Annotated in this window: 20 protein-coding genes; 14 read left to right on the forward strand and 6 right to left on the reverse strand. The window is 64.5% G+C overall.

Annotation, left to right across the window (positions count from 1 at the left end; translation table 11 throughout):
• Nucleotides 1–45 precede the first annotated feature (45 nt).
• The 5 genes from EU800_RS09470 (at nucleotide 46) to EU800_RS09490 (ending at nucleotide 7,479) form a co-directional block, all read left to right on the forward strand.
• The gene (locus tag EU800_RS09470; protein ID WP_165354605.1) at nucleotides 46–735 is read left to right on the forward strand and encodes a sugar transferase; all 690 of its coding nucleotides are present in this window, start codon (nucleotides 46–48) and stop codon (nucleotides 733–735) included.
• A 248-nt stretch (nucleotides 736–983) separates the two neighbouring features.
• Nucleotides 984–3,143 carry a Wzz/FepE/Etk N-terminal domain-containing protein gene (locus EU800_RS09475; RefSeq protein WP_165354606.1) on the forward strand — a complete coding sequence of 720 codons (2,160 nt, stop codon included), beginning with the start codon at nucleotides 984–986 and terminating at the stop codon, nucleotides 3,141–3,143.
• A gap of 119 nt (nucleotides 3,144–3,262) precedes the next feature.
• On the forward strand, nucleotides 3,263–5,476 hold the full coding sequence (locus EU800_RS09480; protein ID WP_129630966.1) for a YjbH domain-containing protein: 2,214 nt from the start codon (nucleotides 3,263–3,265) through the stop codon (nucleotides 5,474–5,476).
• Nucleotides 5,473–6,075, forward strand: a complete 603-nt coding sequence (locus EU800_RS09485; RefSeq protein ID WP_129630969.1) for a YjbF family lipoprotein — start codon at nucleotides 5,473–5,475, stop codon at nucleotides 6,073–6,075. Before EU800_RS09480 ends, EU800_RS09485 begins: the two co-directional genes overlap by 4 nt.
• A gap of 27 nt (nucleotides 6,076–6,102) precedes the next feature.
• Nucleotides 6,103–7,479, forward strand: a complete 1,377-nt coding sequence (locus tag EU800_RS09490; RefSeq protein WP_207209877.1) for a polysaccharide biosynthesis/export family protein — start codon at nucleotides 6,103–6,105, stop codon at nucleotides 7,477–7,479.
• A gap of 131 nt (nucleotides 7,480–7,610) precedes the next feature.
• Here the strand turns inward: EU800_RS09490 and EU800_RS09495 are convergent, their stop codons facing one another.
• On the reverse strand, nucleotides 7,611–8,516 hold the full coding sequence (locus EU800_RS09495) for a rhodanese-related sulfurtransferase (RefSeq protein WP_129630972.1): 906 nt from the start codon (nucleotides 8,514–8,516) through the stop codon (nucleotides 7,611–7,613).
• Between the two features lie 305 nt (nucleotides 8,517–8,821).
• Between EU800_RS09495 and EU800_RS09500 the strand changes: the two genes are divergently transcribed.
• On the forward strand, nucleotides 8,822–9,607 hold the full coding sequence (locus EU800_RS09500; RefSeq protein ID WP_165354607.1) for a class I SAM-dependent methyltransferase: 786 nt from the start codon (nucleotides 8,822–8,824) through the stop codon (nucleotides 9,605–9,607).
• Nucleotides 9,608–9,774: 167 nt separating this feature from the next.
• Here EU800_RS09500 and EU800_RS09505 read toward each other — a convergent pair whose 3' ends face one another.
• Nucleotides 9,775–10,305: a papain-like cysteine protease family protein gene (locus EU800_RS09505; protein ID WP_129630978.1), complete on the reverse strand. Its 531-nt coding sequence runs from the start codon at nucleotides 10,303–10,305 to the stop codon at nucleotides 9,775–9,777.
• A 217-nt stretch (nucleotides 10,306–10,522) separates the two neighbouring features.
• Between EU800_RS09505 and pncA the strand changes: the two genes are divergently transcribed.
• Both pncA and pncB read left to right on the forward strand, forming a co-directional pair.
• Nucleotides 10,523–11,125 carry a bifunctional nicotinamidase/pyrazinamidase gene (pncA, locus tag EU800_RS09510; protein WP_129630981.1) on the forward strand — a complete coding sequence of 201 codons (603 nt, stop codon included), beginning with the start codon at nucleotides 10,523–10,525 and terminating at the stop codon, nucleotides 11,123–11,125.
• Between the two features lie 210 nt (nucleotides 11,126–11,335).
• Entirely contained in the window at nucleotides 11,336–12,628 is a 1,293-nt protein-coding gene (gene pncB / locus EU800_RS09515; protein WP_129630984.1) for a nicotinate phosphoribosyltransferase, read from the forward strand.
• A gap of 24 nt (nucleotides 12,629–12,652) precedes the next feature.
• Here the strand turns inward: pncB and arfB are convergent, their stop codons facing one another.
• Nucleotides 12,653–13,075 (reverse strand): alternative ribosome rescue aminoacyl-tRNA hydrolase ArfB, encoded by a 423-nt coding sequence (arfB, locus tag EU800_RS09520; RefSeq protein ID WP_129630987.1) that lies wholly within the window; start codon nucleotides 13,073–13,075, stop codon nucleotides 12,653–12,655.
• 400 nt (nucleotides 13,076–13,475) lie between these two features.
• Complete coding sequence (locus EU800_RS09525) at nucleotides 13,476–14,108, reverse strand: queuosine precursor transporter (RefSeq protein ID WP_129630990.1); 633 nt, start codon at nucleotides 14,106–14,108, stop codon at nucleotides 13,476–13,478.
• A gap of 274 nt (nucleotides 14,109–14,382) precedes the next feature.
• On the opposite strand from EU800_RS09525, the gene fliF reads away from it, so the two are divergent.
• From fliF to fliP, 4 genes are read left to right on the forward strand one after another with little or no spacing between them, the layout of a single operon-like run.
• Nucleotides 14,383–16,014 carry a flagellar basal-body MS-ring/collar protein FliF gene (gene fliF / locus EU800_RS09530; protein WP_129630993.1) on the forward strand — a complete coding sequence of 544 codons (1,632 nt, stop codon included), beginning with the start codon at nucleotides 14,383–14,385 and terminating at the stop codon, nucleotides 16,012–16,014.
• Nucleotides 16,011–16,613: an ABC transporter ATP-binding protein gene (locus tag EU800_RS09535; RefSeq protein WP_129630996.1), complete on the forward strand. Its 603-nt coding sequence runs from the start codon at nucleotides 16,011–16,013 to the stop codon at nucleotides 16,611–16,613. The genes fliF and EU800_RS09535 overlap by 4 nt, the downstream gene beginning before the upstream one ends.
• The gene (locus EU800_RS09540) at nucleotides 16,606–16,887 is read left to right on the forward strand and encodes a FliM/FliN family flagellar motor switch protein (protein WP_129630999.1); all 282 of its coding nucleotides are present in this window, start codon (nucleotides 16,606–16,608) and stop codon (nucleotides 16,885–16,887) included. The genes EU800_RS09535 and EU800_RS09540 overlap by 8 nt, the downstream gene beginning before the upstream one ends.
• Nucleotides 16,888–16,893: 6 nt before the next feature.
• Nucleotides 16,894–17,634: a flagellar type III secretion system pore protein FliP gene (gene fliP, locus EU800_RS09545; RefSeq protein WP_371685609.1), complete on the forward strand. Its 741-nt coding sequence runs from the start codon at nucleotides 16,894–16,896 to the stop codon at nucleotides 17,632–17,634.
• Nucleotides 17,635–17,899: 265 nt separating this feature from the next.
• Here fliP and EU800_RS09550 read toward each other — a convergent pair whose 3' ends face one another.
• Nucleotides 17,900–18,940 (reverse strand): AraC family transcriptional regulator, encoded by a 1,041-nt coding sequence (locus tag EU800_RS09550; protein WP_129631002.1) that lies wholly within the window; start codon nucleotides 18,938–18,940, stop codon nucleotides 17,900–17,902.
• Between the two features lie 168 nt (nucleotides 18,941–19,108).
• Between EU800_RS09550 and EU800_RS09555 the strand changes: the two genes are divergently transcribed.
• A complete protein-coding gene (locus EU800_RS09555; protein WP_129631005.1) occupies nucleotides 19,109–21,607 on the forward strand; it encodes an arylsulfatase in 2,499 nt (832 codons plus the stop codon).
• Nucleotides 21,608–21,746: 139 nt separating this feature from the next.
• Here EU800_RS09555 and EU800_RS09560 read toward each other — a convergent pair whose 3' ends face one another.
• Nucleotides 21,747–22,484, reverse strand: a complete 738-nt coding sequence (locus tag EU800_RS09560) for a dienelactone hydrolase family protein (protein WP_129631008.1) — start codon at nucleotides 22,482–22,484, stop codon at nucleotides 21,747–21,749.
• A gap of 467 nt (nucleotides 22,485–22,951) precedes the next feature.
• Between EU800_RS09560 and EU800_RS09565 the strand changes: the two genes are divergently transcribed.
• Nucleotides 22,952–25,261, forward strand: a complete 2,310-nt coding sequence (locus EU800_RS09565; protein WP_129631011.1) for a cache domain-containing protein — start codon at nucleotides 22,952–22,954, stop codon at nucleotides 25,259–25,261.
• Nucleotides 25,262–25,367: the final 106 nt, after the last annotated feature.

Raw genomic sequence — 25,367 nt, forward strand, 5'->3', positions numbered from 1 at the left:
CGTCGTGAGGAATCCGGGAGAGATTTCGACGGTGGAACGTTTGGAATGAGCGACATCGCAGACAGACTGAGCCCGTCGAGGCCAGTATCGGGCGCAGCCGCGGCGGCGTTCGGCCTGTCAGATGTTTCACCGGTGCCGAGCGGATCGGGGCTGGCCCGTTGTCTCTGGGTGGGGGCGGTGAACGGGGTCTTCACCTTGCTGTCGCTGCCGACCCTGTTGGCGGCGACGATCGTGCTGCTGATCCTCAATCCGCGCTACAATCCAGGGCCTCTGTTCTTTGTCCAGCAGCGCGTCGGCCGGGGAGGGCGGGTGTTTCGCATCTACAAGTTCCGCACCATGGCAGTGGCGCCCGCGGGATCGAGCACCAGTATCCTGGCCAGCGAAACCCGGATCACTCGGCTCGGCAGGGTGCTTCGCAAGTTCCGCATCGACGAATTGCCGAATTTTATCAATGTCTTGCTCGGCGATATGAATGTGATCGGCCCGCGGCCGGACGCGACCGAACAGGCCCAGATCTATGTCCGGACCGTCGATGGCTATCGTGATCGCTTCGAGGTCAAGCCCGGCATCACCGGGCTCGCGCAGGTCGTCCAAGGCTACGCTGCCTGTGCGAATTCGACCCGGAAAAAGGCACGTTACGACCGCTATTACGTACGCCGGCGCAGCGCCCGGCTGGACTTTTTCGTTGTGATGCGGACGATTCAGGTAATGCTAACCGGAGTCGGCAGCCGCTGATCCGTCCTGCCGGAAATCCGGTGGAGTTTCCTGCCGCAGGCCGCGTTCGCGGGAGGTACCGCAGGCCGGTTGGTCGGTTCGACGGGGTCCGCCCGGCCAGGTATTCCGACCTTGCCGCGTCCTGACGAACTGACTACCACCGTCGGAACGCCTTGCCGTCTGACTGTGCTGCAGGATCGCGGCCTTCGCCGGACCCGGAGGGCGCAGTGAGGCCGCCCTCGGCGGCGTCTGAAGACGGGGGGAGCATCGTGAGCTCTGTTCAGCGAATTCCGACCGAGCCGCAACTTCGCGCCACGGATCGGGCCGGTGATGACGAGTTGGACCTTGTCGGGCTGTTCCAGACGCTCTGGCGCGGCAAGTGGATCATCGCGGTCTTCGCTGCGGTTATGGTGCTGGCCGGCGGCTTCTATTCCTTCCGAATGACCTCCCCGGTTTACACCGCCCATGCGGTGATCGCGCTCGACAACCGGGCGGAGCGTAACGTCACCAGCGTCGAGAGCGTCGTCTCCGGCCTCTCGGCCAGTACCGAGACGGTCAATACCGAGATCGAGGTGATGACCTCGCGCACCCTCGGCGAGCGCCTCGTCGAGCGGCTCGACCTGATGAACGATCCAGAGTTCAACCCGGCCGTGGACACGTCCGACGAACCCGCTTTTAACCTGAGGAAGTTTCTGCGGTCGGCCATGATGGCGGTGCTGCGGATCGAGGAGGAGGAGAAGGTCGAACTCAGCGAGGCGGAGCGGTTCGACCGGGTGGTGACCCGTACGCTAAATCGGTTCGAGGTCAGCAACGATTCCTGGAGCTACGTCTTCAACGTCTACGCGACGACCTATTCGCCGGAGAAGTCGGTGCTGCTCGCCAACACGCTGGCCGATCTCTATATCGAGGACCAGTTGCAGGTGAAATTCGACGCAACGGCGCAGGCCACCGAATGGCTCTCGCAGCGCGTCGCCGAGTTGCGCAAGGATCTCGAGGCCTCCGAATCCGCGGCCAAGGAGTTCAACGCCTCGATCGACCTGATCAATGCCGAGACGCTTGACGCGCTCAACCGCCAACTCAAGGACATGCGCGAGCGGTTGCAGACCGCCCAAACCACGCTGGCCGGTGCGCGAAGCGACCAGGAGCGGCTCGAGGCGGCAATCGACAGCGGCGTGCGGTCGGACATCCTTGCCGTCGCGGACGATCCCCGGCTGAGCCGCATCGCCAGCGATATCGAGACCGGGCGCGCGGTCGAGGACAGTTTTGCGGGCCGGCTGGATCAGCTCCGCCAGGGCCAACGACTGAGTGTGGAGCGTCTCGAGACGCAAGTCGCCTCGCTCGAACGCAGCGTCGCGGAGATCTCAGCGCAGGTCGAGAAGCAGTCGCGCGACCTCGTCACGCTCGAGCAATTGCAGCGCGAGGCGGAGGCGGACCGGCTGATCTACGAGAGTTTCCTGGTGCGACTGCGCGAGACCTCGATCCAGCAGGGGATCCAGACCGCGGACGCGCGGGTGATCTCACACGCCGTCACGCCGCTGCTCCCCTCCGCGCCGCGCAAGTCGCGCATCATCCTGATGGCGGGCTTCATGGGGGTCATGCTGGGATCGGTCTTCGTGGTGCTGATGGAGCTTCGCAACCGCGGCTTCCGCACTTCGCCCGACCTTGAGCGTGCCACCGGCCATACCGTTCTCGGACAGATCCCGCTGATTCCGATACGCCGCCGCGGCAAGCTGATCAGCTACCTTCTCGAACAGCCGACCTCGCAGGCGGCGGAATCGGCGCGCAACCTTCGCACGTCGATCGAGCTTTCGAATGTGGACAACCCGCCGGCTGTCATCGTGTCCTGCTCCGCGGTGCCCGGGGAGGGCAAGACCACCACGGCGATCATGCTGGCGCACCATTTCTCGGCACTGAATCGCAAGGTTCTCCTGTTGGAAGGCGATATCCGCCGCAATGTCTTCGAGCAATACGTCGCGACGAAGGGCCGGAAGGGGCTGGTTTCGGTGATCTCCGGCGAGGTGGCCTTCGAGGATGCCGTGATACGCGACGACCGGCTGGATTTCGACATTCTCGGCGGCGAATCCTCGCGGGTCAGCGCCGCGGATCTCTTTGCCTCGAAGCATTTCGCGGCGGTCATGAAGGACCTGCGCGCGCATTACGACCATATCGTCATCGATTCGCCACCCGTGCTCGTGGTTCCCGACGCGCGCTCGATCGCCCGGCATGCCGATGCGCTCGTCTTCTGCGTGAAATGGAACGCCACCACCGCGCGACAGGTCGAACAAGGCCTCGCCGCGTTTGAGACTGTCGACCTGAAGGTCACGGGCCTCGTGCTCACCCATGTAAGCCAGAGAAAGATGCGCCAATACGGCTACGGGCGCTATTACGGCGGATATGGCTATAGCGCCAAATACTACGGCAAGCGCTGAGCCGCGTGCGCGCCCGTTCCGGGGCGTAAGCAAATTGCGGAACGGGGTCCCAGGCGGTATGTAGGGACGGATTTTGCCTTGGGGGGCCGCGAATCCGGCCTGGAAAGACGGGACGAAGAGTGCTGGAGAGCGGTTCTGCCACCGCGACGGTCAGGGGTGGCCCGCGAAAGGCCCGGCGGTTCTATCGCCTGACGGCCGCCATGGTGGGCGCTCTGATCCTTGCCGGGGCGCCGCCGCTTTCGGCCGAGGACCTCGCCGCGGAATGGGTCGCGCGGCCGCATCTGTCCTTCTACGGCATGCCGGGAATGATCGACATGCCAAGTGGCGAGATGCTTCCGGACGGCGACGCGGCGCTGGCTCTCTCGATGCAGGACGGGCGCTGGCGCGCGACGCTCGGGTTCCAGTTCACGCCCTGGCTCTACCTCTCGCATCAGTATTCCTATTCCGAGGGGTTTTGGGGCGATTCCAGCGGCGGCGAGAGCGATCTTCATGACCGTGCGTTCGGTTTTGCACTCCGGCTCTTGCCCGAGACGCGTTGGCGACCGTCGGTCACCGTCGGCATCACTGATATCGCCGGCACCAGCGTTCTTGGCTCGGAATATGTCGTGGCGACTAAGGCGATCGGCGAAAGGCTCAAGCTCACCGGCGGTATCGGCTGGGGCCGGATGGGCAGCTTTGGCGGCTTCGACAATCCGCTTTCCTTCCTGGGAGACAGCTACGAAACCCGGTCCGGTCTCGATGTCGAGCAGCGCAGGCAACCCGCCTCCGACCAGTGGTTCCGCGGCCCGGCCGCGCCGTTCGGCGGGCTGGAATGGAAGGTCAGCGAAAGCGTGTCGGCAATCCTCGAATATTCGTCCGATGCCTACGAGGAGGAAGTCGCGCGCACCGGCTTCGAGCGCGAGTCGCCCTTCAACTTCGGCCTCACCTACCGCCCGCGGCCCGGCATCGATATCGGCCTCTATTCGCTCTACGGCTCAAGCTTCGGCATCTCCGCAACCTTCACCGCGAACCCCACGGACCTGCCGTTCAAGGGCGCACGCGAGCCGGCACCGCCGCCGGTGGCACCGCGCGCCGGAAGCGCGGTCGACCTCTCGGCCTGGAACCTACCGGACCGGCAGATCCCGGCCAGCGCGCCGGCGTCGATCCGAGATGCTGTCGCGCGCGGCCTGGAGGGGCAGGGGATGCGGTTCGACGGGCTCGAGATCCGCGGGAGCGTGGCCCGCGTCGCCTATACCAACACCCGCTTCGACGCCCAGACCCAGGCGCTCGGGCGCGCTGCCCGAGTAATGGCCGCGACGCTCCCGCCCGAGGTCGAGACCTTCGAACTGCAACCGCTGGTGTATGGCATGCCGACCTCCACGATCACCATTGCGCGTTCCGATCTCGAAGAGCTCGAATTCGCTCCGGACCGGATCTGGCAGTCTTATGTCCGCGCCGACATCGCCGATGCCGGCGACCTTGCCTTTGCCGAGTTCACCGCCGGCGCCTACCCGCAGCACGAATGGTCGGTCCGGCCCTTCATCGCGCCGCCCTATTTCGTCTCCGACGCGCCGCTTCAGGTCAATGTCGGCCTCGATTTCGGCGCGAGCTACACGCCGGCCCCGGGTCTCGTCTTCTCCGGCGTCTACCGGCAGACGCTCGCCGGCAGCCAGGATGACTGGGACCATGACTCCGGGTCCGACCTGCCGCATGTCCGCTCCGACATCACGCGTTACGAGAAGGACGGCCGCTCCTATCTCAGCTACCTGACTGCGGAATACTTCTTCCGCCCCGGGCCGAACCTCTATGGCCGGGCGACCGTCGGATATCTCGAGCGGATGTATGGCGGCGTCTCGACCGAGCTCCTGTGGAAACCGACCGAGGGCCCGCTGGCCTTTGGCGCCGAGCTCAACTACGCCCGCCAGCGGGATTTCGACGGCGGCTTCGGCTTCCGCGACTACGACGTCGTCACCGGCCACGTTGGCGCCTATTACGATTTCGGCGAGGGCTATGCCGCCCAGGTCGATGTCGGCCGCTATCTCGCCGGCGACTATGGCGCCAGCCTCTATCTCAGCCGAGAGTTCGCCAATGGCGTTCGGTTCGGCGCCTTCGCCACGCGGACCGATGTCAGCTACGAGGATTTCGGCGAGGGCTCCTACGACAAGGGGATCTTCTTCGAGATTCCCTTCGCCTGGGTCGCCGGCATCCCCTCCCGCGACGGCTATGCCGCGGCCTTCCGCCCGGTGCAGGGCGACGGCGGCGCGCGGCTCGACGTCCGCAACCGGCTCTACGAGATCGTCAAGGATTTCCAGGATCCCGAACTGCGACAGCGTTGGGCGGGGTATTGGCGATGAGAGCGACCTTTCGCCTTCTGTGCCTCGCGCTGCTGCCGGCCCTCGCCGGCTGCGGCGATCTGGTTCCGATCGCCGGTCCCGAGCCCGCGGCGACCGGCGGGATCGCGGCCGTGGAGGAGCCTCGGATGATCGCGACGTTCGAGACAAGGGGCGCGCGCGAACCGCTCGCGCTGGTCTCACGTCGCGGGGCCTACGAGATCTGGCGAAACGCCGGCGGCACCACGATCACGCTGCGAGAGGGCGTCCTCAACGGCACGCAGGCGCTTTCTCCCGATCTCTTTTCGGTGGAGGCGGCAGTGCCGACGGACTGGCGGTCGCTCCGCCGGCCGGCGCTCTCCGAGCGCGTGCATCGCTATGTCGACGGAAACGAGGACGTCATCATCCGCGGCTACCGCTGCGAGATCTCCGCAGCCGCGCGCGACAAGATTCAAATGGGCGACCGGAGCCTTGCCACTGCGCGGACCGACGAGTCCTGCGGCAATGCCACTCAATCCTTCACCAATTCCTATTGGCTGGACGGATCGGGCAGAATGGTGCAATCCCGGCAATGGATTGGTCCGAAGATCGGATATCTGCGCCTGAACCACTTTCTGCCCTAGGGCAGCCGATCCGGGAGGGGTCCGTCGATGAAAACACGCAACCTGCTTTCGCTCGCCCTGGGCCTGTTGCTGAGCCTTTCGGCATGCGATGTGATCTACAACAGCCCGCAGGTGACCGAGGGCATTGCCAGCGGCGCAAAGGTCCGCGTGGTGCCGATCACCGCCGAGACGGTGATTGCCGCAAACCGCTCGCCCTACCGGCCGGACACGCTTCCGGCAGTGTTCTCGCAGAGCGCCGGCAGCGGCGGCGGATTGCGCAGCGCAGGCGCCTTGCCCGACCCGGCTGTCGACCGCCAGGAGCGGCCGGCCGCGCTGACCATGCGCGTGCCGCCCGAGCAACCCGTCCGGCCCTATCGCATCGGCATCGGCGACGTGCTGGTGCTGGCGACGCCTGCCGGCGGCAGTTCCGTCGAGGAGTTGTCCGGCCTGCTGGCAGCCCAGAACCGGCGCCAGGAATACGTGGTTCAGGACGACGGCGCGATCTCGATCCCCGATGTCGGCCGTATCATGCTTGCCGGCGAGACGGTGGACGAGGCCAACGAGATGGTCTTTCAGGCGCTGGTCGAGAACCAGATCGAGCCGGCCTTCAGTCTCGAGGTCTCGGGGTTCAACTCGCAGCGCGTCTCGATCGGCGGCGCCGTTCGCACCCCGGCCGTCCTGCCGGTGGACCTGCGCCCGATCTATCTCGACGAGGCACTGTCGCAGGTCGGTGGTCCGACGGTTGCCGAGCAGGACTACCCCTACACGACGGTGCGTATCTACCGCGACGGGGAACTCTACCAGATCCCGCTCAGCGAACTCTATTCGAGGCGTAGCCTGCAACGCATCCGCCTGAACGACGGCGACAGCGTCTTTGTCGATACCGATTATGACCTCGAGCGCGCGCAGGCCTATTTCCGCGAGCAGATTCAGCTCACGGAGACCCGCCGCGCCGTGCGCCGCGACGCGGTCGCCGAGCTCGAGACGGAGATCGTACTGCGGCGGGCCGAGCTCGAGGAGCAGCGGGACAACTTCCTCGACCGGATCGACCTCGACGCGGTCGACCGCGACTATGTCTACCTGGCAGGCGAGGTCACCAAGCAACGGCGCTTCCCGCTGCCCTTCGATCAGCGCGCGACGCTGGCAGACGCGGTCTATGCCGAGGGCGGCATTCCGACTATCACCGGCAATATCCGCGAGATCTACGTGCTGCGCGGCGCGACCGATCCGCGGGACTTCGCCTCGATCACCGCCTGGAAGCTCGACGCCCTCAACGCGGCGTCCTTACTCCTTGCGGCGCGGTTCGAACTGCGCCCCGATGACGTGATCTTTGTCTCCGAACAGCCGGTCACGCGCTGGAACCGGACGATCTCGCAGATCACGCCGGGCCTGCTGAACTCGACGATCAACGCGCTGGCGCGGTAGGGCACGACCGCCGGGACGCCGCACTGCCGGCTATGCTCGATGAACGGGCCACAACCTCCGTCAAAGGGCAGGTTGCGTTCGAACCGCGGCCGGGTCAGGCGTCCCGATGCAACGTGCTTCGGCGGACCGACTCAGTTCGCGCCGAGATGGCGCAGGCCGCGTGTCGTGGCGAGCTCCACTTGCTTCTGACGCTCGCGGAACCGCGCACGGTCGTCCTCCGAGAATTCTCCGATACAGTGCGGGCAGGACACGCCCTCCTCGTATTCGGCCGCAGCCCTGTCATCCGGTGAAACCGGCCGACGGCAGGCGTGGCACAGCGTGTGGCTGCCCTGTTCAAGGCCGTGTGTGAGCGCCACGCGCTGGTCGAAAACAAAGCATTCGCCACGCCAGAGCGACTCCGCCTCCGGCATCTCTTCGAGGTATTTCAGGATTCCGCCCTTGAGATGGAAGACCTCGGCCTCTCCAAGCCCCAGCAGGTAGTTCGTGGATTTCTCGCAGCGGATGCCGCCAGTGCAGAACATAGCGACGCGCTTGTTGTGGAACCGGTCGCGATTGGCCTCCCACCAGGCCGGGAAGTCGCGGAAACTGCCGATGCCGGGATCGACTGCGCCCTCGAAAGTGCCGATGGCGACCTCGTAATCGTTGCGCGTGTCGATGACCGCTACATCCGGCGCGGAGATTAGCGCGTTCCACTCGGCCGGTTCGACATAGCGCCCCACGGCGGCGGTCGGGTCCACCTCGGGCCGGCCCATCGTGACGATCTCGCGCTTGAGCCGCACCTTCATCCGCCCGAAGGGCATTTTCTCGGCCGTGCTCTCCTTCCATTGCAACCCGGCGCATCCCGGAAGCGCCCGGAGATGGCCGATGACCCGGGCGATCCCCGCCACCGGTCCTGCAATCGTGCCGTTGATCCCCTCGCGCGCGAGGAGCAGCGAGCCTTTCACGCCCTCGGCGTCGCAGAGCGCGCGCAATGGTGGGCGCAAGGCGTCGGGGTCCTCGAAGCGGGTGAAATGATAGAGCGCGGCGACGGTCAGCATGACGCGTTTCCTACGCCGCCCGGACGGGGCAGGGCAAGCGTTCGACAATCCTCAATCGTCATGGTCAGGGCCGCTTGGTCTTTCCCGCATGGTGGATCAGCTTCACCGGGGCGCGCGTCAACTGCTCCGGCCCTGCCTCACCGGAGCATGCAAGGTGCAGGAACCGGACCTTCCCGCGTTCCTGCCCTTCGCGATACCGCGGGAAACCCGTCGGCATGTACCGCGAAATCACGAGCACGTCCTGTCGGCGCGTGACCTGTGGTATCTTCAACGTCGTGGAACGCCCGAACAGAAGGAACTCCAACATGGATTTCGCAGAGACCTACGATTCCGTCCTCGTTCCGGTAATCTTCCAACCCTGGGCCAGGGAACTCATCCGCAGAGTGCCGCCGCGGGACGGGATGCGGTTTCTCGACCTCGCCTGCGGGACGGGTGCTGCCACGCGGGAGGTCCTGGCGACCGGCGTCTCTCCCACAGCCATGACGGGTGTCGACATGGCCGCCGGCATGCTCGACGTGGCGCGCGCGAAGACCCGCGCCGCGAGTGTCGAGGTGAATTGGATCGAGGCGGATGCCGCGAAACTTCCGTTTCCGGATGATCAGTTCGACACGGCCTATTGTCAGCAGGCGCTGCAATTCTTTCCGGATCGCGCGCAGGCTTTGAAAGAGTTGCGGCGCGTACTCGTCGGTGGCGCATCCGTGGCGTTCTGTGTCACGACCGGGTTGGAAGAGAACCCCTTGCTCCGGTCCCAGGCCGATGCGCTGGAACGGCACGTGGACGAGGCGGCCGGGGCCGCGGTGCGGGCCATCTGTAGCCTGTCCGACACGGAGGAGATCCGCGCGCTGTTCGAAGACGCCGGCTTCGAAGATGTCGAGGTCGACAGGGTATCTCTAACGCTCAGCCATCCCGATGGCCGGGTATACGCGGCCGGCGCAATGGGCGGAATGCATACCGGAGACAAGATTGCCGGGATGCCGCGGGAAGCGGTGGACGCCTGTTTCGACGATTTTCTCGCGGGGCTGGGCGAATGCTTCGACGGCGTGGGGATCGAATTTCCGCATGTCGCGAACGTGGTGGTCGCGCGCGCCTGACCGCTGGAATCGAAGGCCACGGGCCTGGATCAGCACCGTGACGGCAGTGCATGATGACGCTCAGGCACTCCTGGCTGGACGTTCATGACGGCAAGATCGAACCGATCTTCCGCGATCATGTTTCTCCGATGGTCAAGAGCCAGCAGGGCCTCCTCTGGGTTCACGCCCTAGCGGCCGAAATATTGCAGCGGAAACCACTGGAAGGTGTGCGCCAGCCCGTTTCTCGTCTTGCTGTCGCCGCTCAGGATCCATTCGGTGGAGGATTTCCGAATTTCCATGGCCTCGTTCGGGTTGTACTCGTACCAGGGGTCGTAGTATTCCACCCAGTCATCCGAAACGCCGACGATGACATAGACGTGGTTGGTGTTCTCAAACCACCGTCCGGTCGCCCAGACCGGGCTGTGGCGGACGAGTTCCCGGAGGTTGTGGACGGTCACCGGCTGTCCGTAGCCCCGGACCTTCAGGCCGAGCGCCATGCCCGCCTTCTTGTTGTCCTTGAGCTTGAGGCCGGTACTCCGGGCATCCTGCATGTCGATCCCGGCACCGTCGAGCGTGTTCCAGACATGCTCTCGGATCTTCTTCTCCTCCATGCCGCGCCATCGGAACAGCATCGTGTAGCCGGCGAACCAGCACATGCTGTCGATGGATTGCGGCTCGCCGCGCAATTTCGGGTTCGGGCATCGGGAATAGTCGCTCATTGCAGGTCTCCCCAGCTTCGCACCACGTTCGCCCGGGGTGCGATGACGTTAGGGAATTCTACCGCAGATGCCGCCGGTTTTCATGGAAATGTTGATTCGATTTCCTGCGTCCAGTGTCCGGGGGCGCGCTCCAGGGACTTTCGGCCGATCCCGCGCCTTCGATGGCTCCATTGACCCCGCCCGCCGGCTTGCCTAGCCATAACGCAGGAGGTGGCCCATGTCCAAAGCCCTGATCGTCATCGACGTCCAGAACGATTTCTGCCCCGGCGGGGCGCTCGCCGTGCCCGGCGGCGACGAGGTCGTGCCCGTCATCAACACCCTGCTGCCCGATTACACGGTGCGTGTCTTCACTCAGGACTGGCATCCCGCTGGCCATTCCTCCTTCGCCTCCGAACACCCCGGAAAAGCGCCCTTCGGGATGGTCGAGATGCCCTACGGGCCGCAGGTCCTCTGGCCCGACCACTGCGTGCAAGGCAGCCCCGGCGCGAATTTCCACACTGGCCTCGAGACCGACCCCGCAGACCTCATTCTCCGCAAGGGGTTCCGCCGCGCCATCGACAGCTACTCGGCCTTCTTCGAGAACGACCGGACGACGCCAACCGGGCTCGAGGGCTACCTGCGCACGCGCGGCGTCACGGCACTCACCATGGTCGGACTCGCCACCGACTTCTGCGTCCATTTCTCTGCCGTCGACGCCGGGCGGCTGGGGTTCGAGGTGACTGTCGACCTCGCCGCCTGCCGGGCGATCGACCTCGATGGCTCGCTCGCCGCGGCGCTGGACGCGATGCGCGAAGCCGGTGTCACCCTGACCGGCGTCTGATCGAGGGGCAGGGGGCTCGTCGAGATTCCGTAGGGCCAAAAGCGACCCTGCCCGTTGAGATCGAACCAGCCACGAAATGATCCGACCGGCACCGCACACATGTGGTTCGAAGCCCCGACGACGGATCTGCACACCGGATGAGCGCCTGCCCTTTTCTTCCGGAACCAGCCCCGCTAGCCTGCGCGCCGCTGCAGAAGGAAGGGTCGGCAGATGGTGGACATCGCCACGCGCGTTTGGAATCACAAGTGGAAGATCGACCCGATCGTTCGGTCGATGATCGACACGGACTTCTACAAGCTGCTGATGTGCCAATCGGTGTTCCGCAACAAGCCGGACGCCAACGTTACCTTTTCGCTGATCAACCGGACGAAACAGATCCGCCTCGCCGAACAGATCGACGAGGGCGAATTGCGCGAGCATCTCGACTATGTCCGCTCGTTGTCGCTGACGCGCGGCGAGAGCACATGGCTGCGCGGAAACACCTTTTACGGCAAGCGCCAGATGTTCCGACCCGATTTCATGGAGTGGTTCGAGCAGATGCGCCTGCCCGACTACAACCTGGAGAAGCGCGACGGGCAGTATGAACTGACCTTCGAGGGCAAATGGCCGGAGGTGATGCTCTGGGAAATCCCCGCGCTCACCATCCTGATGGAATTGCGCGGCCGCGCCGTCCTCAACCGGATGGAGAAGTTCGAGCTTCAGGTCCTCTATGCGCGGGCGACGACCAAGCTCTGGGAGAAGGTCGAACGGCTGCGCGAGGTGCCCGAATTGCGAATCGCCGATTTCGGGACGCGGCGGCGGCACTCCTTCCTCTGGCAGGACTGGTGCAATCAGGCCCTCATAGAGGGGCTGGGAGAGAGCTTCATCGGCACGTCGAACTGCCTGATCGCCATGCGCCGGGAGGTCGAGGCGATCGGGACTAATGCGCACGAGTTGCCGATGGTCTACGCCGCTCTGGCGGAGAATGACGCGGAACTCGCCCGCGCGCCCTACCGCGTTCTCGAGGATTGGCAGGAAGAGCACGAAGGCAACCTGCGCATCATCCTGCCGGACACCTATGGGACCGACGAGTTCCTTGCCCGCGCGCCCGACTGGCTTGCCGGCTGGACCGGGATCCGGATCGACAGCGGCGACCCTGTCGCCGGCGCCGAGGCGGCGATCGCCTGGTGGAAGGCGCGCGGCGAGGATCCGACCAAGAAACTGGTGATCTTCTCCGATGGGCTCGATGTCGATGACATCCTCGCATTGCACGACCGCTTCCACGGGCGTGTCCGGGCCAGTTTCGGTTGGGGAACGCTTCTGACCAACGACTTCCGCGGTCTGGTGCCGAACGATGCGCTGCGTCCCTTCTCGCTGGTCTGCAAAGCGGTGTCTGCCGGTGGCCGACCGACCGTCAAGCTCTCGGACAATCCCAACAAGTCGATGGGGCCGGCCGCGGAGATCGAGCGCTACAAGCGGGTCTTCTCCGTCGGAGAGAAGACGCCGATCGACGTGATGGTATAACGGCCGCGTCCGCGCGGGAGCTCGTCACTCCTCGTCGGTCACGCGGCCGCGGAGCGATTTGACCGCGCCGCGATGGGTTTTGGCGTCCAGCCGCCGGCGTTTCGAGGCCAGCGTCGGTCGGGTGGCGACGCGGCGTCGTGGCGCAACGAGGGCCCTTCGGATCAGCTCGGCAAGCCGTTCACGCGCGATCTCCCGGTTTCGGGCCTGGCTCCGGGTTTCCTCCACGCGCAACAGGATCGCGCCCTCAGCGGTCCAGCGCCGCCCGGCCAGGCGTTTCAGGCGGGCCTTCACCGGAGCAGGGAGGTTCGGGCTGCGCGCCGCCTCGAACCGCAGCTCGACGGCGGTCGAGACCTTGTTCACATTCTGCCCGCCGGGGCCCGATGCCCGGGTGAACTGCTCGGTGAGCTCCCATTCCTCGATGCTTGTATTGTCGTCGATCCGTATCATCTTCGGCCACCTTCGGGGTCTTGCTACCGAAATCCCGACGGCGGAACCAGCCCCGACCGTGTCGCGAGGGGATCGAAGCCGCGACGGCCGCCCCGATCGCGATTCGGAAGGATGCGGCGGCGAATGCGTGCTGCGCCGGCCTCCTCTCTGGGCCAGACGATGCCCGGAGCGGTCCTGCAAACGAAAAGGGCCGTCCCCTTCCTGGGAACGGCCCTCCGAGCTATCGTGGAGGTGAGGTCTCGTGGACCCATAAGTCCGTCAGGTGGCAAAGCCCTTTGGGCTGCCTAGAGGCGAGCCGCCCTGATACTCCTGACACCTCTCTCCAGCATGACTCTCGACACTGGATCACCTCCTTTCGCTGATTTCGGTTGAGCTCAGCGTGACACAGAAGTGTTGCCTGTCAATGAATTTTCGCGGGCTGGGCGGAAAGCCGCGTGACGATGATGCGGAAGGGGATCAGTGCAATGAGCGCCAGTCCCAGCTTTACCATCCAGTCAGCCAGCGCCAGGGAGGCCCAGAGCGGGGCTTGCGGACCAATGCCGAGGAGCGGCAGGCTGTCCTGCGCCCAGGCCGGAATATTTCCGGATTCCAATCCGTTGAAGGTTGCGGAGAAGGCGATGGAGAAGAAGATCAGCGTGTCGAGCGACGAGCCGATCAACGTCGACATGAGCGGCGCCCGCCACCAACGTCCTTGCCGCAGCCGGTCGAAGACCGCGATATCCATCAACTGGGCTGCCAGGAAGGCCGTGCCCGACCCGATGGCGACTCGCAGCGTCACCAGCGGCCCGAACTCGCCCTGGATCTGGCTGCCGATCAGCGAGCAGAGGATGCCGACGAGGAAGCCGGTCAAAACCACGCGACGGGCCGGACCCGGACCGTAGAGACGGTTCATCAGGTCCGTGACGAGGAAGGCGAACGGGTAGGTGAGCGCGCCCCAGGTCAGCCATTGGCCGAGCAGATGCTGCACAAGGATGTTGGAGGCCACCACGATAACGGCCATGGCGAGGATGCCGGGGAGATAGGGTCGCGACATGGTCTGTTGTCCTTGATCGGTATCAGGTCGGCCGGTCAGGTGGCCGGGGGCTGCATGTCCCGCTTTCCGGGAAGCCGACTGCGTAGCGAAGTCCGGAGCGAATAACAATCCCCGCGGTGCCCCTGCGGCAAGCCCTGAAGGGCCGCTGGAACTGCAAGCGAAGGATTTGGACTATGTTTCAAGCGGATCGGGCATCGGCATTAGGCGGATCTTAAACAGGATCTCTCAAACATGCGGCGTGGCTCAGAAGAGGCCGGCGCAAGGAGGATCTCGCGTGCAGAACGTACTGGGTGTCTGGGCAGGGCTGAACACGCGCCGCAAGGCGATCGTGATCGCCGCCACTCTGGCGATGTTCGCCACGGTGCTCGCCCTGTCCCAGATCGTCACGTCGACGCGGATGGACCTGCTCTATGCCGGGCTCGAGACCCGTGCGGCCGGCGAGGTCGTTGCTGCGCTCGAACAGGAAGGGGTCGCCTACGAGGTTCGGGGCACGTCGATTTATGTCGACGCGTCGCGGCGGGACGCGCTTCGCATGGTCCTCGCCAGCCAGGGTTTGCCGGCCAACGGCGCGGCCGGCTACGAACTGCTCGATACGCTGACCGGCTTCGGAACAACCGCCCAGATGTTCGACGCGGCCTACTGGCGCGCCAAGGAAGGGGAACTTGCCCGGACCATCCAATCGAGCCCGCAGGTCCGCGCCGCGAGGGTGCATATTTCGACTCCGCCCGCGAGCGGGTTTCGCCGCGATGCCGGCGCGACGGCCTCGGTGGTGGTCACACCGGCCGGGGTGCCGCTGTCGGAGGCCAACGGGCGCGCTCTGCGCTACCTCGTCGCTTCCGCCGTACCTGGCCTGAGGCCCGAGAATGTCTCGGTGATCGATGGCGAGAGCGGGGTGGTCCTCGGTGGCGAGGAGACGCCGTCCGTCGAGTCCGCCAAGCGGGAGGCGGCGCTCAAGCACAACGTCGAACGGCTTCTGGAGGCACGCGTTGGCCCCGGCAACGCGATCGTCGAGGTGAGCCTGGAAGCGGTCACCGAGCGAGAGTCGATCGTCGAGACGCGGTTCGATCCCGAGGGGCGCGTCGCCATAAGCACCGAGACGGAGGAGCGCAGTTCCTCGTCGAGGGATGCGCGTGGCGGTGGTGTCACCGTCGCGAGCAACCTCCCCGACGGTGACGCCGGCTCTGGCGGCGGCCAGCAGGCGGAACAGGACAGCGAAACCCTCGAGCGCGTCAATTTCGAGGTTTCCGAGACTCAACGTGAGATCCTGCGCGTGCCAGGGGCAGTCAAGCGGATCACTGTCGCGGTCCTTGTGAATGCGGTCCCGCAAACCGGCGATGCCGGCGGGGCGACGGTCGCGCCGCGCTCCGAGGAAGAACTCGCAGACCTCCGCTCGCTGATCGAGGCGGCGGTCGGTTTCGACGAGGCAAGGGGCGACCGGGTCACGATCCGCTCGCTGGAATTCCAGCCGGTTTCGCCGAGTGGAAGCGGCCCGGCGGGCGGTATGCTGGATGGCCTTGATCTCCTGTCGCTGGCGCAGATCGCCGTTCTGGCGGTCGTGGCGCTTATCCTCGGTCTGTTCGTCGTCAGGCCGATCATGACCAACAGGAGCGCGCCGCAAATGCTCGAGCTTGCGCAACCGCCCAAGATCTCCAAAGCCAGTGCAGTCGAGGGGGCTGCGGATGCGCCCGATGCGGCACTGACCGGTGAGATCGACAGCGGCGACGATGAGAATGGTCTGCCGGATATCGGCGGCTTCGGCGGGAACATGGCCGGCGGCCTGCCGATGCAGCCCATGGAAAGCAACGATCCGGTCGACCGGCTGCGGCAATTGATTCGGGATCGACAGCAGGAAACGGTCGAGGTCCTGAAAAGCTGGATGGAAGACGACAAGGAAAGCGTGAAATGAGCCGACTTTGGGACTTGGACAGCTTCGACACGGCAGACCCGGTTTCATCACCGGCCGCCCAGCCCGTCGAGGCGTTGACAGAGGATGAGCGGCTTCAGGCCTTCGACGCCGGATACAAGGACGGCTGGGACGATGCGGCAAGGGCACATGCCGAAGATCAGAACCGGATATCGGTGGAACTGGCAGGGCACCTCCAGGAGATGTCCTTTACCTACCACGAGGCCCGAAACGCCGTTCTCGGCGAGATGGAAGGTATTCTGAAAGGCATGGTTTCGAGCATCCTGCCCAGGACGATGGAGCATTCGCTCGGCCAGATGATCGTGGAAAGGGCTCTCGAGGCCAGCGCCACGGCGGCCGACATCGCGTTCGAAGTCGTGGTCAGTCCAGCCAATACTGCTCGCGTCCGTACCCTCCTCGAGGGAATGATCGCGCCGCCGCTCGAGGTGGTCGCGGAGCCGACGCTCGGGGAGGGGCAGGCATTCCTGCGGCTCGGCCACTCCGAACAGAAAATCGACCTCGAAGCCGTTCTTCAGGGCCTTTCGGAGGCCGTAGATGAATTCTTCGAAACTCCTGAAAATCTGGAGGCACGCCATGGGTGATGCGCGGAACGAGGGTGGACATCCGTTTTCCATGGTCCCGGTCGAGGTCACCGTGTCGGTCGGGCGTGCGCGACCGAAGATCGCGGATCTGCTCAAGCTGGAGCGCAACGCGGTCCTGATCCTCGACCGGAAGGTCGAGGATCCCGTGGAGCTTTATGTGGGCGACAAGCTCATCGCGCGTGGCGACCTGATCGAGCAGGAAGGAGACCAGGCCGGCCAGCTCGCCGTGCGCCTCACCGAGATCGCCGGTCCCGCCGACGACGGGACGAGATAGCCCGCAATGGCGCCGATGTTGTGGCGGATCGTGTTGCTGGCGCTTCTGCTTGCCGGGCTCGGCGAGGCTGCCCAGGCACAGGATCTCTCGGTCGCTCTGGGCGACGACGTGTCCCTGACCGGTCTGAGCATCGAGCTGTTCGTGATCGTCGCGCTTCTCGGGTTTGCGCCGGGGCTGCTGATCATGGCGACCTGCTTCCCGTTCATCGTGACGGTATTCTCGATCCTCCGGCAGGCGATCGGCCTGCAGCAGTCACCGCCGAACATGCTGATCATTTCGGTGGCGCTGGTGCTGACCTACTACGTGATGGACCCGGTCTTTCTCGAAGCCTGGACCAACGGGGTGCAGCCTTTCCTGCACGAAGACCTCGGGGCCAGCGAGGCCCTTGCCCGGGTCTTCGAGCCCTTCCAGGTGTTCATGATGGCGCGCGTGGATCCCGACACGCTTGAGGCGATGGCTGATCTGCGGGTGTCGACCGCGGGTGCAGCAGTCGATCTGGCCGCCCCTCCCAAATCCATCCTCGTGCCGGCCTTCCTTCTTAGCGAGATGACGAATGCCTTTCAGGTCGGTTTCCTGATCTTCCTGCCCTTCCTCATCATCGACCTCGTCGTCGCGGCGATCCTGATGTCGATGGGAATGATGATGGTCCCGCCGGCCCTGGTGTCGCTGCCGTTCAAGCTCGCGTTCTTCGCGATCGCCAATGGCTGGACCCTGATCGCGCAGTCTCTCGTGGCCGGCTACTTCTGATTGGGGAATGCCACGGCGCGCCTCTTTTCCCGGGGCACATGTATCGATGCCCCTGAGCGCGCCCCGGCTCTGGACAATCCCCGAGGTGGGGCTCGCCATTCTCGTTTTCTGCTAGACGGTCTCCATTCCGTTTCGGCCGATAGCGGTGCCCTTGGCAATTGGGCTGAAAAAAAAGTGGATCCGCTTCGCGACTCCCGCATTGGCAAGAAGACCCCGTCGGTCGATGCTTAAGCGGCAGACAATTTCCTGTACCAGTTGCGACAGCTCAGGGCCGAGCCTTTAGACCGCTCGGCGTCTGTCCGGTCCAGCGCCGAACGGCCCGGGTGAGCGTTGCCTGGTCCGAATATCCAAGCTCCGTTGCGAGGTCTTTCAACGTCGGTGGATTGGCGCTGCTGAGCTTCTGCAGGCTGATTTCGGCACGGGTGCGCTCAAGGATGCCGGAAAAGCTGCTTCCTTCGGCCTGAAGCTGCCGCTTCAGGCTCCGCGAACTCGTCCCGACCGCTGCTGCGATTTGGTCGAGCGTGGGCCGCCGGTGCGGCAGGATGCTCGCCACCAGAACGGCGATGTCGTCTGTGAGCGACCTGTCCCCGTCCAGCTGCGGCCAGGACACCGTACCTTGCGCCGCTGCCGCTGTGCGGATCGATGCCGGAAAGACCCTTGCGGCGAAGGCGGTGTCCACGTGGATCAACAGAGTCCGGTCGACGCTCGCACTGACGCGGTCGCCGAGCCAGTGGTTCAGATGCGTCAGCCCGGCCTCGGGATGCGGCCGAATGGCGACATGGGACAGGGCAGGCCCGGCCCCGCCGGCCGCGCTGCAGACCGCGCCGACCAGGGCGGTAACGTATTGCTGGGTGAGGTGAAGGGACTCCTCCTCGCCGAACTTGATCGCCCAGCCGTCGCTGATCCAGAGCCCGGCCTCGTCTTCGGTCACCCGGAACAGCTCGTGCGTGCTGTGCTGCGGCATCACCCGCGGAACCCGCAGGAGCCCTTCGCGCAGGGTCGGGCCGCGCAGGGCCGCCGCGCTGACCAGTCCCAGCTCGCTGGCGCTGTGACGACCGACGATCCGAAAGGGGACGTCCGGCCCTTCAGACCGCGCGATCGCGACCAGAAGGCGAACAGCATTCCGAAGCGGAATAAGCATGAACGGGTCGTTGTCCGGCACCCAGGCAAGGTCAGCTTGCGCCAGAAACGGCCCCGGGTCCCGGCCGTCTTCCGACAACCATCGACGAATCGGAGCGATTACGGCCGCACGTATGAGAGGAAGGGCATAGGACATTGTGAATACGTGGCGAGCATCCCATGCCATGGCCCCGCAAGTCAAATCGTGGGGCCGTCGATCGAAGATCTTCTTTGTCAGGAAGGGAGGCTGTGGCAAGACAAGCTTGGGCCGGATGCGAGCAGTCGAGAGATCGACCAGCCTTGCATTTTCTTGTGTTGCGCCGGTAAGTTTATGAATTCATGGAGAAATGTCACGATGATGCCAAAATCCGTGTTTGCGGCAATCGGCGCTGGCTGCCTGTTCGTCCTTCAGGCGACAGGTCCGGGCCTTGCGCAGTCGCCGACTGGCGCGCCCGATGCGACCATCACGCTCGACGGCAAGCAATTGCCGCCACCGCCCCTTCCGTTCGGCGGCGAGATCGCCACGGACGCTGTCAATTCGCAGACATGGTGGCCGCCGCGCGTGGTGCCGCCCGAAGATGCTCCGAACGTCCTTTTGATCCTCATCGACGATTCCGGCTGGGGCATCCCCAGCACTTTCGGCGGCGTCATTCCCTGGCCCACGATGGACGCTCTGGCCGAGGAAGGGATCAGCTTCACCTCGATGCATTCGACGTCGCTCTGCTCGCCCACGCGGGCGGCGATGATCACCGGCCGCAACCACCACAATGTGGGCTTTGGCGTCATCTCGGAGCAATCCACCGGCTATCCGGGCTACAACAGCATCATCTCCGAGGACAAGGCGACCGTCGGGCGGATCCTGCTCGACAACGGCTACAACACCGCCTGGTTCGGCAAGGATCATAACGTGCCGGCCTTCGACGCCAGCCAGGCCGGGCCATTCGACCAGTGGCCCACCGGCATGGGCTTCGAGTATTTCTACGGGTTTGTCGGCGGCGACGCAAACCAGTGGCAGCCGAACCTGTTCCGCAACACGACGCAGATATATCCCTTCGACGGCAAGCCCGAGTGGAACCTTGTGACGGCGATGGCCGACGACGCCATCGACTGGATCAGCCGGATGCACCAGATCGATCCGTCCAAGCCCTTCTTCATCCAATATGCGCCGGGCGCGACGCATGCGCCGCACCATCCGACGAAGGAGTGGGTGGACAAGATCCACGATATGCATCTGTTCGACGACGGCTGGAACAAGCTGCAGGAAACGATCTTTGCCAACCAGAAGAAACTGGGGCTGTTCCCCGAGGACACCAAGATCACGCCCTGGCCGACCGACTACATCAAGGCGTGGGACGATCTCGACGACGACCCCAAGAAGCTGTTTATCCGGCAGGTGGAGGTCTTTGCGGCCTACTCGGCCTATTCCGATCACGAGGTCGGCCGGGTCGTTCAGTTCCTCAAGGATATCGGCGAATATGACGACACCCTGATCATCTATATCAACGGCGACAACGGCACGAGCGCCGAGGGCGGTCTCCTCGGCACCCCGAACGAGGTAGCCTATTTCAACGGGATCAACATGATCCCGGTCAAAGATCAGATGAAATGGTACGATGTCTGGGGCACCGAGGAAACCTACAACCATATGTCGGCCGGATGGTCCTGGGCCTTCGATACGCCGTTCCCGTGGTTCAAGCAGAACGCGTCGCAGCTCGGCGGCATCCGGCAGAACATGGTCGTGACCTGGCCGAAGAAGATCACCGACAAGGGTGGCAAGCGCGACCAGTTCCTGCACGTGATCGACCTCGTGCCGACGATCCTGGACGTCTCCGGCATCCCGGCGCCGCAAAGCGTCGACGGCATCACCCAGGCGCCGATGGACGGCAAGAGCTTCGCCTATCTCTTTGACAAGGAGAACGCTGACAAGCCCGCGCCGCGCGACACCCAGTATTTCGAGATGATGGGTCAGTGGGCGCTCTGGCACGATGACTGGTTCCTCAGCACCAAGGTCAACCGCGCGCCCTGGGAAGCGTTCAGCGCGCCAAACCTCGATCCGCTGAACAACCAGGTGTTCCAGCTCTACAACCTGAAGGACGACCCGACCCAGACCACGGATGTCTCGGCGGATCATCCGGAAATGGTTCAGAAGCTGCGCGAGCGCTTCGTGATGGAGGCCACAAAGTATCAGGTCTTCCCGCTCGACGCCTCGGTCGGCCAACGTGTGATCGCGCCGCGGCCGAACATCACCGCGGGCCGCGACGAGTTCGTGTATGTCCGGCCGATGGTCGGTCTGCCACAGGGCGACTCGCCGGGCATCCTCGACACGTCATACACGATCACGGCCGAAATCGACGTCCCGGCGGGCGGCGCAGAGGGCATGATCCTGACCTCCGGCGGGCGCTTCGCCGGCTACGGCTTCTACCTGCTCGAGGGCAAGCCGGTGTTCCTGTGGAACCTTGTCGACCTGGAGCGGATCAAGTGGGAAGGCAAGGAAGCGCTCGCGCCCGGCAAGCACACGCTGGAGTTCGATTTCGCCTATGACGGGCTCGGTCTCGGCACGCTCGCCTACAACAACATGAGCGGTCTCGGCCGGTCGGGCACGGGCACGCTGAAGGTGGACGGCACGGTCGTCGATACCAAGAAGATGGACAAGACCATCCCGATCATCCTGCAATGGGACGAGAGCTTCGATATCGGGTCCGACACGCTGACCGGCGTCAACGACGCCGATTACAAACCGCCGTTCCCGCTGACGGCGAAGCTCGACAAGCTGACCATCAAGGTCGACCGGCCACAGCTCACGGAGGCCGACAAGAAGAAGCTCGAAGAAGCCATGCTGAAAGCCAGCGACTGAGGCACAGCGTCTTCCGCGCCCTCCGGGGGCGCGGAACGATCCTGCCGTTCAAACCTCAAGACGCGAGGCGCTCGGTGAGTGCCTCGCATTTTTGTCCGGAGGAGGCGCCCATCGGAGGCGCGGACCGGCCGGCTGTCGTTTATCCGTCAAGACGCGCGCCGAGGAAGGTCGAGAAGGCGTCCCAGCTCGCAATGTCTGCGGCCTCGCGGTAGCTGTTGGAGCCGAAGACCGTGAAGGCATGCGGGGCACCGGAATAGATTTCCAGTTCATAGGAATTGCCGGCGGTCTCCAGTTCGCCGACGAGCGCGGCGACATCCTCCATCTTGACGGCCGTGTCGGCGCCGCCGTGCAGGACGAGGAGCGGCGGCTCGTCGCCGGTCCATGTCTGACCCTCCGGCGTCGTCAGGCCGCCGTGGAAGGTTGCGAATCCCGTGGCGGTTTCCGCCATGTCGCTCCGTGCCATCTCCAGCGCCACCGCACCGCCGAAGCAATAGCCCGCGACCACCATGGCGTCGACGTCGGACAGCGCGTGTGCCTGTTCGACGCCGGCCGCGATTAACGCCCGCATGCGGTCCCGGTCCTTGTAAAGGGCGCCGGTCGCGGCGATGCGGTGGTCCATCGTTTCGGTCGGCGTCGCGTTGCCGAACATGTCGAGGGCGAAGGCATTGTAACCCATCTCCGCCAGCATGTCGGCGCGCTGGCGCTCGTAGTCGGTCATGCCGTCCCAGTCATGGATGATCAGGACCAGGCCTTTCGGGGACGCGGCCTCGGCCCAGTATCCGGTGAAGGCCTCGCCGTCGATCGTGTAGGGAACGTCTTCCGCATGCGCTGTGGATGCGGCGACTGCGGCGGCGAGAAGAGATGTTGCAAGGCGCATGATGTCTCCTGTTGATTGTTCAACCTGTCGGTCGGCGCAAGGCCAAGCCAACTTGCGTTGGAATGGTAGACCGAAGTTCCCATACGGCAAGCGCTGAGAGTGCTCTGCAGGGGACGCAAGGGCAGGTGTTACCAGCGATTCCGCAGCGCAAATAGAAAACGGCACCGGAGGGGGATCTCCGGTGCCGATACCTTTTAAAAATTTACTGTATTAGCGCTCCACTCACTCACGCCACGAAAAAGCCTTTTCGAAACACGTATGGTCCAGAAACGCGACGTCGGGACTTCGCCACGCCCCCCAGGACAAGATCAGCATCGCATAGCCGTGTAGGGTGCGAAATTGGTGTGTTTGCCTGCGTAGTATTGCCTATGCCGGCGCCTGCGCGGAGCAGTTGCCCGGATCGGCCGATTATGGAATGCAGGGAGGGTTGGCGTGGCGGCAATTGCCCGGCGGCGAAAGGAGACGGCATGCGGAATTCCCTCGGGGCATTGCTTGCGATCGGCCTTGCCGGGTTGCAGTTCCTTGCCGTGCTGGCGGTGGTTTTCTCCTCTTACGTTACTTCGGAGCGCGCCCTCCTGGACCATGCGCGTGACCTGCTGAGCGATGTCGGCACCAACACGATCGAGCATTCCCGCGGCTTTCTCGGCCCCGCTCGCGGCGCCGCGGAGCTGTCGGCCCGACTGGCGCAGGACAGGGTCATCGCCAGCGACGTTCCTGAACTGCTCGAACAGCTCCTGTTCCAGCAGCTCCAGCTCGCGCCGCAATTCGCCGGCGTGTTCCACGGCAGCGAGGATGGCGGCTTCGTCTACGTTATGCGGTCGGACGGGCCGGGCCCGTTCCGTACCAAGATCATCCGGATCGACGGCGACCAGCGGACCACCGAGCTGATCTGGCGAAACAACGACTTCTCGGTGGTCGAGCGCCGGATGGACCCCGAAGACGTCTACGACCCACGGACCCGCCCCTGGTATATCCGCGCCCGCGACCAGATGACGACGATCTGGACCGATCCCTACATCTTCTTCTCCTCGCAGCAGCCCGGTATCACACTTGCCTCACCGGTCAGGGATGGGGCCGGAGGCGTGCGTGGCATCGTCGGCGTCGATATCGAGATTAGCGACATCTCGGACTTTCTCGCGCGCCTCCGGATTGGCAGCACCGGCAAGGCGCTCATTATCCACGAGAACGGCGACGTCATCGCTCATCCCGACAAGTCGCTTCTGAAGACAAAGGATCAGGACGGCACGCTGCGGTTCGTCGACATCCAGAATTTCCCGGACCCGATCGCCCGGGCGGCCTTCCGGCAGTTTTCGGAGATGCAGGTGATGCCGGTCGAGGAGGAGACGCTCTGGCAGTTCGCCTATGAGGGAGAGACCTATGTCTCGGTGGTCATGCCGCCGATAAGCGCCAAGCTGCCCTGGACCATCGCCGCCTATGCTCCGGAGAGCGATTTCACGCAGGTGATCAAGCAGAACCGGCGCACGAACATCTGGATCGCCGCGTTGGTGGCGGCAGTCACCGGGATCTTCGGCCTGGTGCTGGCGAATTACATCTACAAGCCCGTGCGCGCCTTCGCCGTGCGCTCCGCGCTGATCTCGCAGGGCGAGCTTGACCCGTCCGAACCGCTGCCCAAGACCTACCAGGAGCTGGAAAACGCCAACGAGACGCTGATGCAGCAAATCGCGGCGCGGCGCGACACTGAACTGGAGTACGGCCGGACCTTCGCGCTCTCATCGCGCGGCATGGCGCAGATCGACGCCGACAGCGGGCGTTTCCTGCGGGTAAACGACAAGTTCTGCTCGATCACCGGCTATTCGGAAGAAGCGCTGAAAAGCATGACCTTTTCGGACCTCGCCCATCCCGACGCCGCTCCGGCCATGCTTTTCGACGGCACGCATGGCGACATTCCGCGCGAGATCAACCACGAGATGCGGTGCCGGCGCAGCAGCGGCGAGGTGATCTGGACATCGGTCAACGCGATCATGATCTTCAACCAGAAGGGCAAACCGCTGCATGTGGTGCTGACCCTCGACGACATCACCCAGGCCAAGAAGACAGAGGAGCAGATCGCCGAGCTGAGCAAGGACCTCTCGAACCTGTCGCGTGACAACACGATGGGCCAGATGGCCGCGGGGCTCGCGCATGAACTGAACCAGCCACTGACGGCCATTGCCCAGAATGCCGACAGCGCGCTCTATGCGCTCGACCAGATGGCCGGCGAGAGCACGGAGGTGCGGGAGATCCTCGACGAGATCGCTGCGCAGTCGCTGCGGGCCGGCGAGATCATCAAGGCGCTGCGCAGTTTCATCCGCCGCGACGACGGCGGACGCAGCGAGTTCGACCTTGCGGAACTGGTCGAACAGACCAAACGGCTGGTCACCGCCGAGGCGCGGGCTGTCGGGGCCAGCATCGACAGCGAACTTGATGACCTGCCGATGGTTGTCGCCAACCGGATCCAGGTCGCCCAGGTGCTGGTCAACCTGCTGCGCAACGCGATCGAATCTGTGGGAGAGGCCATACGCGCCGAGCGGCGGGTGATGGTCCGGGCGCGTCGGGAGGACGGCACGGTCCTCGTCTCGGTGATTGATACAGGACCGGGGGTCGATCCCGGAATCACACTTTTCTCGCAATACGAGACCACCAAGCCGGGCGGCATGGGGCTGGGGCTGTCCATCTGCCAGTCGATCGTCGAGGCCAATGGCGGCCGGCTCTGGCACGAGCCGGTCGAGCCGCACGGCGCCTGTTTTCACTTCACGCTGACCGCCTCTGGGGCATGATCCCAGGCACGTCTCGCGCCGGCCAAAATAGGCCAATTTGACGAAAATTCATGCGATCTTTAGGTTTGACGATGACATTGGTGGCACCCCCAAAACGAAATTATGG

Source organism: Tropicimonas sp. IMCC6043 (genome assembly GCF_004146235.1).
In the GTDB taxonomy this organism is placed as follows: Bacteria; Pseudomonadota; Alphaproteobacteria; order Rhodobacterales; family Rhodobacteraceae; genus Tropicimonas.